The 16,114-nt window shown below is 66.9% G+C and carries 12 protein-coding genes; 7 read left to right on the forward strand and 5 right to left on the reverse strand.

The window, feature by feature from the left end:
* Window positions 1-150: 150 nt before the first annotated feature.
* The 6 genes from P5F91_RS10055 (at window position 151) to P5F91_RS10080 (ending at window position 9,665) form a co-directional block, all read left to right on the forward strand.
* On the forward strand, window positions 151-1,773 hold the full coding sequence (locus P5F91_RS10055; protein WP_145613567.1) for a tetratricopeptide repeat protein: 1,623 nt from the start codon (window positions 151-153) through the stop codon (window positions 1,771-1,773).
* Between the two features lie 400 nt (window positions 1,774-2,173).
* Window positions 2,174-2,590: a MerR family transcriptional regulator gene (locus P5F91_RS10060; protein WP_244909343.1), complete on the forward strand. Its 417-nt coding sequence runs from the start codon at window positions 2,174-2,176 to the stop codon at window positions 2,588-2,590.
* 131 nt (window positions 2,591-2,721) lie between these two features.
* On the forward strand, window positions 2,722-3,858 hold the full coding sequence (locus P5F91_RS10065; protein WP_145613566.1) for a thiolase family protein: 1,137 nt from the start codon (window positions 2,722-2,724) through the stop codon (window positions 3,856-3,858).
* A 26-nt stretch (window positions 3,859-3,884) separates the two neighbouring features.
* The gene (locus P5F91_RS10070; RefSeq protein WP_277907132.1) at window positions 3,885-6,227 is read left to right on the forward strand and encodes a 3-hydroxyacyl-CoA dehydrogenase/enoyl-CoA hydratase family protein; all 2,343 of its coding nucleotides are present in this window, start codon (window positions 3,885-3,887) and stop codon (window positions 6,225-6,227) included.
* 67 nt (window positions 6,228-6,294) lie between these two features.
* Window positions 6,295-8,088 carry an acyl-CoA dehydrogenase C-terminal domain-containing protein gene (locus P5F91_RS10075; RefSeq protein ID WP_145613564.1) on the forward strand — a complete coding sequence of 598 codons (1,794 nt, stop codon included), beginning with the start codon at window positions 6,295-6,297 and terminating at the stop codon, window positions 8,086-8,088.
* A gap of 233 nt (window positions 8,089-8,321) precedes the next feature.
* On the forward strand, window positions 8,322-9,665 hold the full coding sequence (locus P5F91_RS10080) for a DUF1329 domain-containing protein (protein WP_040847020.1): 1,344 nt from the start codon (window positions 8,322-8,324) through the stop codon (window positions 9,663-9,665).
* Window positions 9,666-9,902: 237 nt separating this feature from the next.
* On the opposite strand, the gene P5F91_RS10085 is transcribed toward P5F91_RS10080, so the two are convergent.
* From P5F91_RS10085 to uvrC, 5 genes are all read right to left on the reverse strand, one after another.
* Window positions 9,903-11,207, reverse strand: coding sequence for an ATP-binding protein (locus P5F91_RS10085; protein ID WP_145613562.1), 1,305 nt, complete (start codon window positions 11,205-11,207; stop codon window positions 9,903-9,905).
* Between the two features lie 240 nt (window positions 11,208-11,447).
* A complete protein-coding gene (locus tag P5F91_RS10090; RefSeq protein ID WP_145613561.1) occupies window positions 11,448-11,921 on the reverse strand; it encodes a molybdenum cofactor biosynthesis protein MoaE in 474 nt (157 codons plus the stop codon).
* A 1-nt stretch (window position 11,922) separates the two neighbouring features.
* Window positions 11,923-12,174 carry a molybdopterin converting factor subunit 1 gene (gene moaD / locus P5F91_RS10095; RefSeq protein ID WP_277907133.1) on the reverse strand — a complete coding sequence of 84 codons (252 nt, stop codon included), beginning with the start codon at window positions 12,172-12,174 and terminating at the stop codon, window positions 11,923-11,925.
* Between the two features lie 5 nt (window positions 12,175-12,179).
* Complete coding sequence (gene pgsA / locus P5F91_RS10100; RefSeq protein WP_145613559.1) at window positions 12,180-12,809, reverse strand: CDP-diacylglycerol--glycerol-3-phosphate 3-phosphatidyltransferase; 630 nt, start codon at window positions 12,807-12,809, stop codon at window positions 12,180-12,182.
* 58 nt (window positions 12,810-12,867) lie between these two features.
* Entirely contained in the window at window positions 12,868-14,862 is a 1,995-nt protein-coding gene (gene uvrC, locus P5F91_RS10105) for an excinuclease ABC subunit UvrC (RefSeq protein WP_145613618.1), read from the reverse strand.
* A gap of 624 nt (window positions 14,863-15,486) precedes the next feature.
* On the opposite strand from uvrC, the gene P5F91_RS10110 reads away from it, so the two are divergent.
* The gene (locus P5F91_RS10110) at window positions 15,487-16,041 is read left to right on the forward strand and encodes a hypothetical protein (RefSeq protein WP_145613558.1); all 555 of its coding nucleotides are present in this window, start codon (window positions 15,487-15,489) and stop codon (window positions 16,039-16,041) included.
* Window positions 16,042-16,114: the final 73 nt, after the last annotated feature.

Genomic DNA, 16,114 nt, shown 5'->3' on the forward strand with positions numbered 1-16,114 from the left:
TTTGCCCGGCGGCGGTTCCGTGCCACCGCCGGGCCGCCAGTTTCTTGCAATCGTGTAGGGAATCCAAGCCTTTCAGGGGCAGCCCCAAGTGGCATACCCCTTGCTCTCCTCCTCGCGCAAAGACGCGACCTAGCCCCCGAGGAGGAGTGGATGTCCTTCGTCCAGGATTGTGTGGACCTGTCCCGCCAGCACCTGATGGCCGGCTTTCTGGCGGAAGCGGAGATGAGCTGCCGCACCGCGCTGGCGACGGAGCCCGTCCATGCCGAGGCCACCCACCTCCTGGGCGTCATCGCGCTGAAGGCCAACCGGCCGATCGAGGCCAACGACCTGTTCGAACGGGCCATCGCGCTGGATGGCGAGAACTTCCAATACCACAACAGCCGTGGCGTCCTGCTCTACGGCTGCCGCCAGTTCGAGATGGCGGAGGCCTGCTTCCGCACGGCCGTCACCCTCAACCCCGATGACGCCATCAGCCAGAACAACCTGGGCAACGCCTTGCGCGCCCTTGGCCGCCTGGCCGAGGCGGAGGCCCGCTTCCGCGAGGCGGTGGAGATCAACCCCCGATATGCCGAGGCGCATAACAACCTGGGCAACACCCTGCGGGAGCTGGGCAACCTGGAGGAGGCGGAGTTCTGCCTGCGCCACTCCCTGGGCCTGTTGCCCGACAACCTCGACGCCCTGTACAACCTCGGCACCCTGCTGCTCTACACCGGCCGGCTGGACGAAGCCGGCGGCTTGTTCGCCCAGGTCCTGGCCGCCGACAGCAGCCGGTACGAGGCCGCGATCTGCCTGGCGCAGGTGTTCCAGGGCCAGGACCGCACGGAGGACGCCGTCGCCCTGCTGACGGGCGTGCAGACCCGCCTGCCGGAAAACCAGGCGGTGCAGTACGCCCTGCAGCTGCTGCGCAGCACCCAGGTGCCGGCCTGGCATATTCCCCGGCTGAACGATCACGAGCGCAACGACGCCTATGAGGCGGCGCTGCTGCGCGCCATCCGGCCGGGCGATCTGGTGCTGGAGCTGGGCGCTGGTTCAGCCCTGGTCAGCATGATGGCCGCCCGCGCCGGTGCCGCCCGCGTGATCGCCTCCGAACCCCTGGCGGCACTGGCCACTGTGGCGCGCGAGACCGTGGCCCTGAACGGCTACGCCGACCGCATCACCATCGTGGCCAAGAAGCCCCAGGATCTGAAGCTGGGCGTGGACCTGCCGCGTCCGGCCGATGTGCTGGTGTCCGACATCGTCAACGTCGGCATGCTGGCGCCCGACATGCTGGCCATCCTGGACCACGCCCGCCGCAACCTGGCCCGCCCCGGCGCCCGCGTCATCCCCGCCGCCGCCACCGTCTGGGCCCAGCTGATCCAGGCCGACGACCTGCGCAACGTCAGCCCGATTCGCAGCGTCAGCGGTTTCGACATGAGCCGGTTCGACCAGTTCCGCGCTCCGGGCTACCAGCAGATCGACCTGGCGGCCGACACCCACCAGATGCTGTCCGATCCGTTCCCGGCCTGGTTTTTCGACTTCCGCGTCAGCATGCCGGACAGCGACCTGAAAAGCCTGACCATCCAGGCGACCCGGCCCGGCCTGGTCCAGGGTGTGGCCTTCTGGTTCGACCTGCACATGGATGAAGAGGTGGTCTACAGCTCCCGCTCCGCTGCCCGCACCAACCACTGGAAGCAGGCAGTCTACTTCTTCGGCCACGACTTCCCCGTGACCCAGGGCCAGCCCATGCTGCTGGGCACCGGCTACGACCGCACGCAGATACACTTTTTCATCTAAGTTCCCTCAGGCGGCGGGCGCGGCCATCCGGCCGCTTGCCTTCCTCGCTGCGCCCCCTTTACACTAACTGGGCGGTGCTGCGGCGGACGCGGTCGCGTCCTAACCAAGTTCCGAGCGGAACAGGGTCTTTTGCGCCTTTTTGTTCCTAGGACGCGAGGGCATCCGCCGGAAGTTTCCGGGGAGCGGAGCGGACTGGAAACTGAGGATAAGCCAAGGCCACCGATGTGGCTTGGCGCCTGAGGGGCACGATTTACCAACCCAACCATTACCCCGAACGGGTGAAGTTGAAAGTTGATTCAGGCGATTGACATCGGCCGCCTCTCACTTTACGTTTACGTAAACGTAAGGCGCCGACCCTCCGCTGAAAGAGAGGGGTTCGGCCAGCCCAGGGAGAGGACCCATGCCCGACGGAGCGCCCGTGACGGCGGTGGAAGAGACCTACACCATCAGTCAACTGGCCGAGGCGTTCGAGCTGACGCCCCGCACCATCCGCTATTATGAGGACGAAGGCCTGCTGACCCCGCGCCGCGAAGGGCAGCAGCGGGTCTATACCCACCGCGACTGGGCGCGCCTGAAGCTGATCATGCGCGGCAAGCGCCTGGGCTTCACCATCGCCGGCATCAAGGACTTCCTTGACCTCTATGAGGTGGGTGACGCCCAGGTGCCGCAGATGCGCTTTTTGCTGAACAGCGCCCGCGACCGTATCGCCACCCTGGAACAGCAGCTGCGCGACGTGCAGCAGACCCTGGTCGACCTGAAGGAGATCGAGGGCTTGGTGGTCGATCACCTGGCCCGCAAGGGCGCGCTGGACGCCTGACGGCGCCCCGCCCGCACCCGCTTTTTCGCTGTGCCGGGGACGCATCCCGGTCCGGCCTTTCCCGCGTCATCCCCCATCCGGCGCCCGCCAAATGAGGCGCCGCCCCGTTTGCCAAGGCGAGGAATACACCAATGACTAAAGCCGTTATCGCCGGTTACGCCCGGTCCCCGTTCACGCTGGCCAACAAGGGCGACCTGGTGAAGGTCCGTCCCGACGATCTGGCCGCGACGGTGATCAAGGCGCTGGTCGAGCGCACGGGCGTGAACACCGCCGATCTGGAAGATCTGATCGTCGGCTGCGCCTTCCCGGAAGGGGAGCAGGGCTTCAACGTCGCCAAGCTGATCGGCATGATCGCCGGCCTGCCCCAGGGTGTGGCGGGCACCACGGTCAACCGCTTCTGCGGTTCCTCCATGCAGTCCATCCACATGGCGGCGGGCGCCATCGCCCTGGGCGCCGGCAAGGCCTTCATTGCCGCCGGTGTCGAGAGCATGACCCGCATCCCCATGGGCGGCTTCAACCCCATGCCCAACGCGGCCCTGCACGCCGCCAACCCGGGCGCCTACATGGCCATGGGCATCACGGCCGAGAACCTGGCCAAGAAGTTCGGCTTCAGCCGCGCCGACCAGGAGGCCTACGCCGTCACTTCGCACCAGAAGGCCGCTGCAGCACAAGCCGCTGGCCGTCTGGCCGATGAGATCGTCGGCATCGATGTGAAGGGCAAGCTGGTGGACAAGGACGGCTGCATCCGTCCGGAAACCACCGCCGAGGGCCTGGCCGGCCTGAAGCTGGCCTTCGACCAGGAAGGCACCGTCACCGCCGGCACCTCCAGCCCGCTGACCGACGGCGCCTCCGCCACCCTGGTGACCAGCGAGGAATACGCCAAGGCCCACGGCCTGCCCATCCTGGCCCGCATCCGCTCCATCGCCGTGTCCGGCTGCGACGCCACCATCATGGGCTACGGCCCGGTGCCGGCCTCGCGCAAGGCGCTGGAGCGCGCCGGCCTGACGGTGAAGGACATCGACATTGTCGAGAGCAACGAGGCCTTCGCCGTGCAGTCCATGACCGTGGCGCGCGAACTGGGCTTCGACCCCGCCAAGGTGAACCTGGACGGCGGCGCCATCGCCCTGGGCCACCCCCTGGGTGCCACCGGCGCCCGCATCACCGGCAAGGCCGCCAGCCTGCTGAAGCGCGAAGGCAAGCAGTTCGCGCTGGCCACGCAGTGCATCGGCGGCGGCCAGGGCATCGCCACCGTCCTGGAAGCGGTCTGATCGGCCCCCGGTTGAGGAGAGACCCCATGGAAATCAAAAGCGCCGCCGTCATCGGCGCCGGGGTGATGGGCAGCGGCATCGCCGCCCACATCGCCAACGCGGGCATTCCCGTCTTCCTGCTGGACATTGTTCCCCAGGCCGTGAAGGACAGCGGCGGTGACCGCAGCGTCGTCGCCAAGGGGGCGGTCGAAAAGCTGCTGAAGGGCGAGCCCGCCGCCTTCATGCACAAGGACGCCGCCCGCCTGGTGACCCCCGGCAATACGGAAGACGACCTGGAGAAGCTGAAGGACGTCGACTGGATCATCGAGGCGGTGATCGAGAACAAGGACATCAAGCACGCCCTGTACCGCCGCTTGGACGCGGTGCGCAAGCCGGGCTCGGTCGTCAGCTCCAACACCTCCACCATCCCGCTGGAGATCCTGCTGGAAGGCGCCAGCGACCAGTTCGCCGCCGACTTCATGATCACCCACTTCTTCAACCCGCCGCGCTACATGCGCCTGCTGGAGATCGTGGCCGGGCCGAAGACGCGCAAGGATGCGGTCGACACCATCCGCCAGGTGTGCGACGTGCGCCTGGGCAAGGGCGTCGTGCACTGCAAGGACACCCCCGGCTTCATCGCCAACCGCATCGGCACCTACTGGTTCCAGGCGGCGGTGAACGCCGCCGAGGATCTGGGCCTGACGGTGGAGGAGACCGACCTGATCACCGGCAAGCCCATGGGCCTGCCCAAGACCGGCACCTTCGGCCTGCTGGACCTGGTCGGCATCGACCTGGGGCCGCACATCGCCAAGAGCCTCCTGTCCACCCTGCCGGCGCAGGACGACTACCGCCGCGTCTATCGCGAGAATCCGCTGCAGGCGAAGATGATCGCCGAGGGCTACACCGGCCGTAAGGGCAAGGGCGGCTTCTACCGCCAGACCAAGACGCCGGACGGCAAGCGCATCCGCGAGACCATTGATCTCAAGACCGGCGCCTACCGCCCGACCGTGAAGGCCGAGCTGGCGTCGGCCAAGGAACGCAGCCTGAAGGGCCTGGTGACCCACAGCGACAAGGGCGGCCAGTACGCCTGGAAGGTGCTGAGCCAGGCGTTGGCCTACGCGGCCAGCCTGGTGCCGGAGATCGCCGACACCATCCTGGACGTCGATGCCGCCATGCGCCTCGGCTACAACTGGAAGCAGGGCCCGTTCGAGATGATCGACGCCCTGGGCACGGCCTGGTTCGCCGAGAAGCTGACCGAGGCCGGCCTGCCGGTTCCCGCGCTGGTGACCCTGGCCGCCGGCCGCCCCTTCTACAAGGTCGAGGACGGCCGCCTGCACTACCTGACCACCAAGGGCGAATACGCCGTGGTCGAGCGGGGCGAGGGCGTGCTGCTGCTGTCCGACATCAAGCGGGCGTCCAAGCCGGTGGCCAAGACGGCGTCGGCGGCCCTGTGGGATATCGGCGACGGCGTGCTGTGCCTGGAATTCACCGGCAAGATGAACGCCCTGGACGACCAGGTGATGGCGCTCTACCGCAAGGCCATCGACATCATCGGCGACGGCACGTCCGGCCCCTACAAGGCGCTGGTCATCCATAACGAGGGCGACAACTTCTCCGTCGGCGCCAACCTGGGCCTGGCCCTGTTCGCGCTGAACATCGCCCTGTGGCCCCAGATCGAGCAGGCGACCGCCGAGGGCCAGCAGACCTACAAGGCGCTGAAGTACGCGCCCTTCCCGGTGGTGGGCGCGCCCTCGGGCATGGCGCTGGGCGGCGGCTGCGAGATCCTGCTGCATTGCGACGCGGTGCAGGCGCACGCCGAAAGCTACATCGGCCTGGTCGAGGTGGGCGTGGGCCTGGTGCCCGGCTGGGGCGGCTGCAAGGAAATGCTGTTCCGCCACACCTACAACAAGAAGCGCCCGGGCGGCCCCATGCCCCCCATCGCCAAGGCCTTCGAGATGATCAGCACGGCCAAGGTGGCGAAGTCGGCGTTCGAGGCGAAGGAGATGCTGATCCTGCGCCCGACTGATGGCATCACCATGAACCGCGACCGGCTGCTGGCCGATGCCAAGGCCAAGGCCCTGGAATTGGCCAAGGACTACAAGGCGCCGGAGCCCCTGGAGATCCGCCTGCCCGGTCCCGGCGCCCGCACGGCGCTGGAAATGGCGGTGGACGGTTTCCACAGCCAGGGCAAGGCCACCGACCACGACGTGGTGGTGTCCGGCGAACTGGCCTGGGTGCTGAGCGGTGGCGACACCGACATCACCACGGTGCTGACCGAGGACGACCTGCTGGACCTGGAACGCGAGGCCTTCATGCGCCTGGTGCGCACGCCCGGCACCATCGACCGCATCGACCACATGCTGTCCACCGGCAAGCCGCTGCGCAACTGACGTTGTCCTCTTGGAAGCCGGGGCGGGGAACTGCCCCGGCGTCTTCCAACGCTCAAGGAATTCTCCGATGCCGACCTACAAGGCGCCGCTCGAAGACATCGATTTCGTCCTGAACGACCTGCTGCAGGCCGAGAACCTGACCAAGCTGCCGGGCTTCGAGGACGCCACCCGCGACCTCGTCTCCAGCATCCTGGAAGAGGCGGCCAAGCTCTGCGAGAACGAGCTGCAGCCCCTGAACCGCCCCGGCCATGAGGAAGGCTGCCACTACGAGAACGGCGTGGTGCGTACGCCCAAGGGCTTCAAGGAAGCCTACCAGGCCTACGTCGACGGCGGCTGGCAGGGCCTGTCCATGGATCCGAAGTACGGTGGCCAGGGCCTGCCCCATGCCATCACCTTCGTGCTGGAAGAGTTGCTGATATCCGCCAACATGGCCTTCGCCATGTATCCCGGCCTGACCCAGGGGGCGTGGAATGCCATCCACACCCACGCCAACGATCAGCTGAAGGACACCTACCTGCCCAAGATGACCACGGGCGAGTGGTCCGGCACCATGTGCCTGACGGAGCCGCACTGCGGCACCGACCTGGGCCTGATCAAGACCAAGGCCGTCCCCAACGACGACGGCAGCTACAGCATCACCGGCACCAAGATCTTCATCTCCGCCGGTGAGCATGACCTGACCAGCAACATCATCCACCTGGTGCTGGCCAAGCTGCCGGACGCGCCCCCGGGCGTGAAGGGCATCAGCCTGTTCCTGGTGCCCAAGTTCCTGCCGACTGAGGACAACCAGCCCGGTCCGCGCAACGGCGTCATGTGCGGCTCCATCGAGCACAAGATGGGCATCATGGCCAACGCCACCTGCGTCATGAACTTCGACGATGCCAAGGGCTGGCTGGTGGGTGAGCCTCACAAGGGCATGCGCGCCATGTTCACCATGATGAACGCCGCCCGCCTGGGCGTGGGCATGCAGGGCTTGGGCATCGCCACGGTCGCCTACCAGAACGCGCTCACCTATACCAAGGAACGCCTGCAGGGCCGGTCGCTGACCGGCGCCAAGGAGCCGGAGAAGGCGGCCGACCCGCTGATCGTCCATCCGGACGTGCGCAAGAACCTGATGACCATCAAGGCCTTCACCGAGGGCGCCCGCGCCCTGGGCTACTGGGTGGGCATCCAGCTGGACCAGGCCGACCACAACCCGGACCCCAAGGCCCGGGCCGAGGCGGACGAGTTCGTGGCCCTGCTGACGCCGGTGGTGAAGGCTTACTTCACCGACATGGGCTACGAGTGCGCCACCATGGCCCAGCAGATGTACGGCGGCCACGGCTACATCCGCGAATGGGGCATGGAGCAGTTCGTGCGCGATGCCCGCATCGCCATGATCTATGAGGGTGCCAACGGCATCCAGGCGCTGGACCTGGTGGGCCGCAAGCTGGGCCAGGACATGGGCCGCCTGCTGCGCCGCTTCTTCCACCCCCTGGCGGGTGAGCTGGAGTCGGCGATGGAAGACACCGACCTGCTGGAATTCGCCGGCCCGCTGGCCAAGGCCTTCGGCAAGCTGCAGCAGGCCACGGCCATCGTCGCCCAGAAGGGGATGAAGAACCCGGACGAGGCTGGTGCGGCCTCCACCGACTACCTGCGCATCTTCGGCCTGGTCGCCCTGGGCTGGATGTGGCTGCGCATGGTGAAGGTGGCGAATGCCAAGCTGGCCGAAGGCGGTAACGGCAAGTCCGGCTTCTATGAGGCCAAGATCAAGACCGCCCGCTTCTTCGTCCAGCGCCTGCTGCCGGAGGTGGATTTCCGCTTCAAGGCCCTGATGTCGGGGGCCAAGACCGTCATGGACCTGGAGGCCGACCTGTTCTGAGCCCCACACCCGCTTTTTCTCCGTCGATGCCGGTTCGACAGCCATTGCGCGCCGTCCCGGCATCGACCAAACTATTGAAATGAGAGGATCAAACGCCAATCCCGGGACGGTTGTCCAAGAGGTGGGGGGATCCTTGAATTGGGCGTTTGGGAATGTGCGTTTAAACCAAGACCCACTCGGCTAATGAGACGCGCGTGTCGGCGGACAGCCGGCCGCATAAGGGAGGAAAAAGGATGAAGTGGAGCAACACCGCGTTGGTCGGCGGCGCCTTCGCCGTCTTTCTGGGGGGCATGGCGGGCGTCGCCATGGCGCAGTCCGCGGCTGATCTGGGCAAGACCCTGACGCCGAACGGCGCTGAGAAGGCGGGCAACAAGGACGGCACCATCCCGGAATGGACGGGCGGCATCACCGCCCCGCCGGCGGGGTACAAGGCTGGCGGCGTCTACGTCGATCCCTACGCCAGCGACAAGCCGTTGTTCACCATCACCGGCCAGAACATGGCCCAGTACGCGGACAAGCTGCCGGAAGGCCTGAAGGCCCTGCTGAAGCAGTATCCCGACTACAAGATGAACGTCTATCCGACGCACCGCAGCGCCTCGCTGCCCAAGAGCGTCTATGACGAGACGCTGGCCAACGCCACCCGCGCCAAGCTGGTGGATGACGGCAACGGGGTCGAGGGCGCCAAGGTGGGCGTGCCCTTCCCGGTTCCCAAGACGGGTGTGGAGGTGGTGTGGAACCACATCCTGCGCTGGAAGGGCAAGCAGCTGGAGCGTAGCTACGGCGCTGCCAACCCGCAGGCCGACGGTTCGTACACGATGATCAACATCAACGAGAAGTCGAAGTTCCTGTACTCCGACACCGGTCCGGAAGGCCAGACCTCGCTGTACTTCCAGCAGGAAGTGACGGCGCCGGCCCGCCTGGCGGGCGAGATCCTGCTGGTGCATGAAACCATGGACCAGGTGAAGGAGCCGCGTAACGCCTGGACCTACAACCCCGGCCAGCGCCGCGTGCGCCGCGCGCCCAACGTCGCCTACGATAATCCCGGCACCGCCTCGGACGGCCTGCGCACCTCCGACCAGTTGGACGTCTTCAACGGCTCCCCCGACCGGTACGAGTGGAAGCTGGTGGGCAAGAAGGAGATGTACGTCCCCTACAACGCCTATCAGCTGCAGAGCGACAAGCTGACCTACGACCAGCTGATCAAGGCCAAGCACATCAACCAGGACTACGCCCGTTATGAGCTGCACCGGGTGTGGGTGGTCGAGGGCAAGCTGAAATCCGGCACCAGCCACATCTATCCCCGCCGCACCTTCTACGTGGATGAGGACAGCTGGGGCATCCTGGTCGCCGACCAGTACGACAGCCGCGATCAGCTGTGGCGCGTGACCGAGGCCCACGGCATCAACTTCTACGATGTCCAGACCTTCTGGGCGGGCCTGTTCGCCGTGTACGACCTGCAGTCGGGCCGTTACACCGCCAGCGGCTTCACCAATCAGGAGAAGCCCTACAACTTCAACGTCAACCTGACGGCGGCCGACTTCTCGCCGGACAGCCTGCGCCGGTCCGGTGTTCGTTAAGGCATAAGGTTGAAAGGGTTGGCGGCGGGGGGAGACACCCCCGCCGCCGATACCCGGCCCTCACGGGCAGGCTACCACTGGGATCGCATCCGGTCGGGTTCAGGTCCACCGGAGGCGTAAAGCCCGCGGGAGGAAGGACGCACCTCCCGCGGGCTTTTCCTTTTTCACCGGTGGAAATGGTGCCGGTCAAGTTTCCCTAAACGTAAAGGGGTGGTCGCTGAAGGGCCGGTCCCGGCCTCAGGCGGTGGCGCGGGCGCTGCCGGTGTCGTTCTCCGGCGCAGGCAGCCGCACGGTGACGATGGTGCCCCGGCCAGGAACGCTGGCGATGTCCAGGCTGCCGCCCAGCATTTCCACAAAGCGTTTGGTCAGGGGCAGGCCCAGGCCGGTGCCGCGCACACCTGGCTGCTGCGCGCCCCGCACCTGGCCGAAGGGCTTGAGCGCGATGGGCAACTCGTGCGGGGCCATGCCCACGCCGGTGTCGCGCACGATCAGGATCAGCGCGCCGCCCTTGTCGTCGGCCTGCACCTCCACCGTCACCCGGCCGCCACGCGGCGTGAACTTCAGGGCGTTGGAGCCTAGGTTCAGGATGATCTGGCGCACCTTTTCCGGGTCGGTGCGCAGGCGCAGCGGCTGCTCCGGCACCTTCACCGTCAGGTCCACGCCGCAATCGGCCGCCAGGGTGCGCAGCATGCGGGTGCTGTCCTGCACGGCGCGGCCGATGTCGATGTCGCGGATGTCCAGGGTCACCTGGCCCGACTCGGCGCGGCTGAGGTCCAGCGTGTCATCGACGACGGCGGCCATGTGGCTGGCCGCGGCGTGCACATCCTCGGCATATTCCAGGTAACGGGCGTCGCCCAGCGGTCCATGGAACTCCCGCCGCAGCAGGTCGGCGAAGCCCAGGATGGCGTTCAGGGGCGTGCGCAGTTCATGTGTGGCATGGGCTAGGAACTCCGACTTCTGACGGATCTCCGTACGGGTCTGCTCAAGCGCCGCCAGCAGGGTCCGCTCCCGCTCCTGCATCGTTTCCAGCGACTCCAGCAGGCGGGCGGTTCGGTCCTTGACTTGGATGTCCACCTGCCGCTGCTGCTGCGCCACCTGCCAGCTCAGGAACTGCAGGTGAGCGGCGCCGGCCACGCGGGTCACCACCTCCATCGGGTCGCAATTGTGGGCGATGAAATCGCTGACGCCCCGCCGGCGCGCTTCCTCGCGCGCGGCGGCGTCCAACACGCCGGTGCGCAGCAGCAGGGTGGGACGCTCCCCCGCCGGCATCCGGGCCAGCGTGCCCAGGGCGGTCATCAGGGTGTTGACGGCGGCGGGGCTGTCGCCCGGCTGGTTCAGCACCAGCACGTCGGGCGACAGGTCACGGCAGTACTGCGGCAGTTCCATGAGGTCTTGCCGGCAGTGCACGAAACGGAATCCACCTTGGCGCAACAAATCCACCAGGGAGATCAGCAATCCCTGGTTGCCATCGACCAGCAGGACGGTGGCATTACGTTGATCTTGGGCCAGAAGGTTGGCCGGCGTCTTGAATAGTTCGGGCATGGGGTCTCTAAAGCTGATCCCCCACTTTACAGGATTCCCGCACCTTTGTCCCAGGCCGTGAGCGTGGCCGGCACTAAAAGCAAAGTCTTGGCCAAAGGTTTAGTTAACGAGTCAGAGACTAGGCAAGAGGTATTAGATTCAGCATGTGAACCGGGCGTAAACGACTCGGTTGACTCGTTACCTAAAAATTTCCCCATATTTTCCGGGGCTTTGTAAGTGCTTAGGACGATGTGACTGCTATCACGGCGTGCGTTTGTACCAACGCTCCGCTGCCTGGTCGTCGTCCTCCTTGGCCGCCACCCAGCGGGCGCCGGCCGGTGTCTCCTCCTGTTTCCAGAAGGGGGCCTTGGTCTTCAGCCAATCCATCAGGAACCAGCAGGCCTCGAAGGCGGCGGCGCGGTGGGCGCTGGCGCAGGCGGCCAGCACGATGCGGTCGCCGGGCAGCAGGCGGCCATGGCGGTGGATGATCAGCACGCCGTCCAGCGGCCAGCGGGCCCGCGCCTCCGCCTCGATGGCGGCCAGCTGCCGCTCCGTCATGCCGGGATAGTGCTCCAGGGTCATGGCGCTGACGCTGTCGCCGCCCCCATCCCCTTTGGACATGTCGCGGACCAGGCCGACGAAGCTGGCCACGCCGCCGATGGACGGGTTACCGTCGCTCAGGGCCGCCAGTTCGGCGCCCACGTCGAAATCCTCCGCCTGGACGCGTATGGCCATGTCAGCCCCCGGTCACGGGCGGGAACAGGGCGACCTCATCCCCCGGCGCCAGGGGGTGGTCCATGCCAACATAATCCTGGTTCACCGCCACCTTGACCACCGCGCGGTTGGCCAGCGCGTCGGCATAGTGGGGCCCGCGCGACTGCAGCCAGGTGATCAGGTCACCGGTGGTGGCCACATCGGCGGGCGGCGCCACCTCTTCCTCCGCGGTGCCGATCTTGGCGCGCAGCCAGGCGAAATAGAGGATGCGCATGGCGGTCAGGCCCCCGTGCGCACAGGGGTGGCGGCCGGCGCCTTAGGCGCCGCCGGCTCCACCTGGGTGGGGGCGCCCACCGGGGCTAGCATGTGGCGCAGGCCGGCGCGCAGATAATCCCAGCCGGTGATCAGGGTCAGCACTGCGGCGGCCCACAGGCCGACCTCCCCGATGGGGCGGACATACAGCCAGTCGGGGCCATGGTCGCCCACGATCAGCCAGCCGATGGCCATCAGCTGGATAGCGGTCTTCCACTTGGCCAGGCGCGAGACCGGAACGCCCACGCGCAGGCCGGCCAGGAACTCCCGCAGGCCCGACACCATCACCTCGCGCAGCAGGATGATGACGGCTGGCAGCACCGCATGGCCGGCGATTTTGTGGTCGGCCACCAGCAGGAACAGCACCGCCGCCACCAGCAGCTTGTCGGCAATGGGGTCCAGGAAGCGGCCGATGATGGATTCTTCGTGCCACGCCCGCGCCAGGTAGCCGTCAAAATAGTCGGTGATGCCGGCCAGGGCGAACAGCCCGGCGGCAGTCCACGCCGTCCACGTCGCCGGGAACCACAGCAGGGCCAGGATGACGGGAATCAGCGCGATCCGCGACAGGGTCAACAGGTTGGGCAGGCTGGTCAGCATGAAGCGGTCCGGCGATTTCAGGCGGCACGGCGGGGCGGCGGTCTCTTGAAGGTGGAGTTTAGCCGTCCGGATGGAAGTGGTCATAGATGATTTTGGCCACGGCGTCCGATATCCCGTCCACCGCGCGCAAGTCGGCCAGTCCTGCGCGCGAAACGGCCTGGGCGGAGCCGAAATGCAGCAACAGGGCCTTCTTGCGCTTGGGTCCAATGCCCGCCACCTCGTCCAGCGGGCTGGCGCTGATGGCCTTTTCCCGACGCTGGCGATGGCTGCCGATGGCCCAGCGGTGGGCCTCGTCGCGCAGGCGCTGCAGGAAATAGAGCACGGGGTCGCGCGGATCCATGCCGAAGGGCGCCCGGCCCGGCATGAAGAAACGCTCGCGCCCCGCGTCGCGGTCGGGGCCCTTGGCGATGCCCACCAGGGCGATGTCGGACAGGCCCAGCTCGGCCAGCACCTCCACCACCACGCCCAGCTGGCCCTCGCCGCCATCGATCAGCAGCAAGTCCGGCCAAGTGTCGCCCGTGCGCTCCGGATCTTCCTTCAGCGCGCGCTCGAAGCGGCGGGTCAGCACCTCGCGCATCATGGCGAAGTCGTCGCCCGCGGCCTTGGGGTCGCGGATGTTGAACTTGCGGTAGGCGTTCTTGATGAAGCCGTCGGGCCCCGCCACCACCATGCCACCGATGGGGTGGGCGCCCTGGATGTGGCTGTTGTCGTAGATCTCGATGCGGGTGGGCGGCGCCTCTAGCCCGAACAGCTCGGCCACGCCGGCCAACAGCTTGGCCTGGCTGCCCGTTTCCGACAGGCGGCGGCCGTGGGCCTCGCGCGCGTTGGTCAGGGCGTGGTCCATCAGGCGCTTCTTGTCGCCGCGCTTGGGCACGGCCAGCTCCACCTTGCGGCCGGCCCGCAAGGTCAGGGCCTCGGCCAGCAGCTCCTGCTCCTCCGCGTCTTCGCTGATCAGCACCAGGCCGGGGGCGGCGCGGTTGTCGTAGAACTGGGCGATGAAGGCGGACAGCACCTCCGCTGTGCCCTGGTTCTTGTCATGGCTGGGGAAGTAGGCGCGGTTGCCGTTGTTGCGCCCGCCGCGGAAGAAGAACACCTGGATGCAGGTGCTGCCCCCGTCCTGGTAGGCGGCGATGATGTCGGCGTCCTCCATGCCCTCGACATTGATGTCCTGATGGGCCTGGATGGCGGTCAGCGCCCGGATGCGGTCGCGCATCTTGGCGGCGGTCTCGAAGTCCAGCGCCTCGGACGCCTCCATCATGGCGGTGGCCATGCGGGTCTGGATGTCGCGGCTCTTGCCCGCCAGGAAGGCCGCTGCCTCGTCCACCTGCTCGCCATACTGCGCGCGGTTGACGCGGCCGACGCAAGGGGCGGTGCAGCGCTTGATCTGGAACTGCAGGCAGGGGCGGGTGCGGGTGGAAAAGACGCTGTCGGTGCAGTTGCGCAGCAGGAAGGCGCGCTGCAGGGCGGTGATGGTGCGGTTGACCGCGCCGGCCGAGGCGAAGGGCCCGAAATAGTCGCCGGCCCGGTCCCGCGCGCCCCGGTGCTTGATCAGGGCCGGGTAGTCATGATCCCGGGTGATCATGATGTGGGGGAAGGTTTTGTCATCGCGCAGCAGCACGTTGTACCGCGGCATGAGACGCTTGATCAGGTTGGATTCCAGCAGCAGCGCCTCGACCTCGGTATGGGTCGTGACGAACTCCATGGTTACCGTCTCGGCCACCATGCGCTGCAGCCGCACCGGCAGCTTGGCCGGCACGGTGTAGTTGGCCACTCGGCGTTTCAGGTTGCGCGCCTTGCCCACATACAGGACGTCGCCGCCCTCGTTCATCATGCGGTAGACGCCGGGCGTCACCGGCAGGGTGCGCAGGTAGGCCTTGATGGTCTCCACGCCCCGGTTCAGGTCGGCCACCGTGCGGCGGCGCACCTTTGGGGTGGCCTCTGGTGGTGCGGCCTCAGGTGGTGTGGCCCCTGAGGGCACCGCCTCGGCCGGCACCGCTTCGGCGGGGACGGGCTCGGGCGTTTCAACAGGTGTGTCGGGGGTGGTGTCGGTCATGGCCATGGGGCGGACACTCTGCCCATTGCCGGCCTCGGGTCAATGGCCATCGCGTCGCGTTCGCGCTCCCCCGGTTGTGCGGCGGCCCGGCTGGAAAACGTCCGGTCTCCCCTATCGCTTCCGGGGTAAAGGGGAACGAATCATCCCCCGTCCGAGGGGGTGGGGAAAACGCTGCCGTAGTCCACGGAAGCTGTGGATAAGTTTGCGGAAAAGCCTTTGATAGCGTGTGCCGACGCAGGCGCCGCAAGGCTTTCAGGATTTTGCCTATAAAATAGGCACAAAACACTAACATATTGATTTTTATGGAAACATGGTCTGTCAATATCTAACAAATAGTTCATTATAGGCAAAAAAGGGATTGACAGGGTTGGGCCCCGACCGCGTCCGGCCGTTGTGTAAAACTTGGCGCGCACGCCGTTTTCGACGGATTCCCTGGGGCGGACTTGAACGCCGGGAAAGAATCACCAAGGCGGACCAAGCTCATACGCAAGTATGCCTTGCCACCCATGGTCGATTTTCCGCCACACTCACATCCTAAGCTGGGTTTAGATCGCGATCGGCGATGGCTGGTATTCCCGCCGACGGTGGGGCCGCCCAACACGACAAATAAGAATGGAGTACCCCATGCGCGTCCTGAAGACCCTGATGCTCACGACCGCCCTGCTGGCGTCGGGTGGTGCGGTGGATGTTCTGTTCAACCAGGCGGTGGCGGCCGTCCCCGCCGGCACGCCCGTCACGATGAACGCCGCTGACCGACAGGCGGCGGAGACGCTGGTCGACTTCCTGCAGAAGACGCGCATCCAGGCCGGGCTGCCGGCGCTCAGCCGCCAGCCGGTGCTGGATGACGCCGCCGCCGCCCGGGCCATGGCGCTGGCCAGCGGGACGCAGACGCCGGACCTGCGCCAGGGCCTGATCCACTCGCTGTACGTCCCCATGCAGGATATCGCGCTGGAGGCGCGGGCGTCGGGGGACCCCGGCCAGCCACTGGCCATCTGGCAGGACACCGGCTCCACCGTTGGCGCCCTGGCCACCCCGGGCATGACCGACGTGGGCGTGGCCCGTGTGGCCAACCCCGCGCCCAACGGCCCCAACGACGCCTACATCTGGGTGGTCGTCCTGGCCCAGCCCCTGCGCACCCCGGCGGAATCGCCGGATAGCCCGCGTTGGAGTCCCAAATAGGTCGGCGGGCCGGGCCTGCCAGCCGGGCCCGGTGGAAATAGAAACGGCCGCCCCATCGCTGGAGCGGCCGTTG

This window comes from Nitrospirillum amazonense, assembly GCF_029594735.1.
In the GTDB taxonomy this organism is placed as follows: Bacteria; Pseudomonadota; Alphaproteobacteria; order Azospirillales; family Azospirillaceae; genus Nitrospirillum; species Nitrospirillum amazonense.

Excerpts from the sequence above, each read along its gene's own strand:
- P5F91_RS10065 (WP_145613566.1), top strand. The coding sequence starts at position 2,722 with ATGACTAAAGCCGTTATCGCCGGTTACGCCCGGTCCCCGTTCACGCTG.
- P5F91_RS10110 (WP_145613558.1), top strand. The coding sequence starts at position 15,487 with ATGCGCGTCCTGAAGACCCTGATGCTCACGACCGCCCTGCTGGCGTCG.
- P5F91_RS10070 (WP_277907132.1), top strand. The coding sequence starts at position 3,885 with ATGGAAATCAAAAGCGCCGCCGTCATCGGCGCCGGGGTGATGGGCAGC.
- P5F91_RS10090 (WP_145613561.1), bottom strand. The coding sequence starts at position 11,921 with ATGGCCATACGCGTCCAGGCGGAGGATTTCGACGTGGGCGCCGAACTG.
- uvrC (WP_145613618.1), bottom strand. The coding sequence starts at position 14,862 with ATGACCGACACCACCCCCGACACACCTGTTGAAACGCCCGAGCCCGTC.
- P5F91_RS10060 (WP_244909343.1), top strand. The coding sequence starts at position 2,174 with ATGCCCGACGGAGCGCCCGTGACGGCGGTGGAAGAGACCTACACCATC.
- P5F91_RS10085 (WP_145613562.1), bottom strand. The coding sequence starts at position 11,207 with ATGCCCGAACTATTCAAGACGCCGGCCAACCTTCTGGCCCAAGATCAA.
- P5F91_RS10075 (WP_145613564.1), top strand. The coding sequence starts at position 6,295 with ATGCCGACCTACAAGGCGCCGCTCGAAGACATCGATTTCGTCCTGAAC.
- moaD (WP_277907133.1), bottom strand. The coding sequence starts at position 12,174 with ATGCGCATCCTCTATTTCGCCTGGCTGCGCGCCAAGATCGGCACCGCG.
- pgsA (WP_145613559.1), bottom strand. The coding sequence starts at position 12,809 with ATGCTGACCAGCCTGCCCAACCTGTTGACCCTGTCGCGGATCGCGCTG.
- P5F91_RS10080 (WP_040847020.1), top strand. The coding sequence starts at position 8,322 with ATGAAGTGGAGCAACACCGCGTTGGTCGGCGGCGCCTTCGCCGTCTTT.
- P5F91_RS10055 (WP_145613567.1), top strand. The coding sequence starts at position 151 with ATGTCCTTCGTCCAGGATTGTGTGGACCTGTCCCGCCAGCACCTGATG.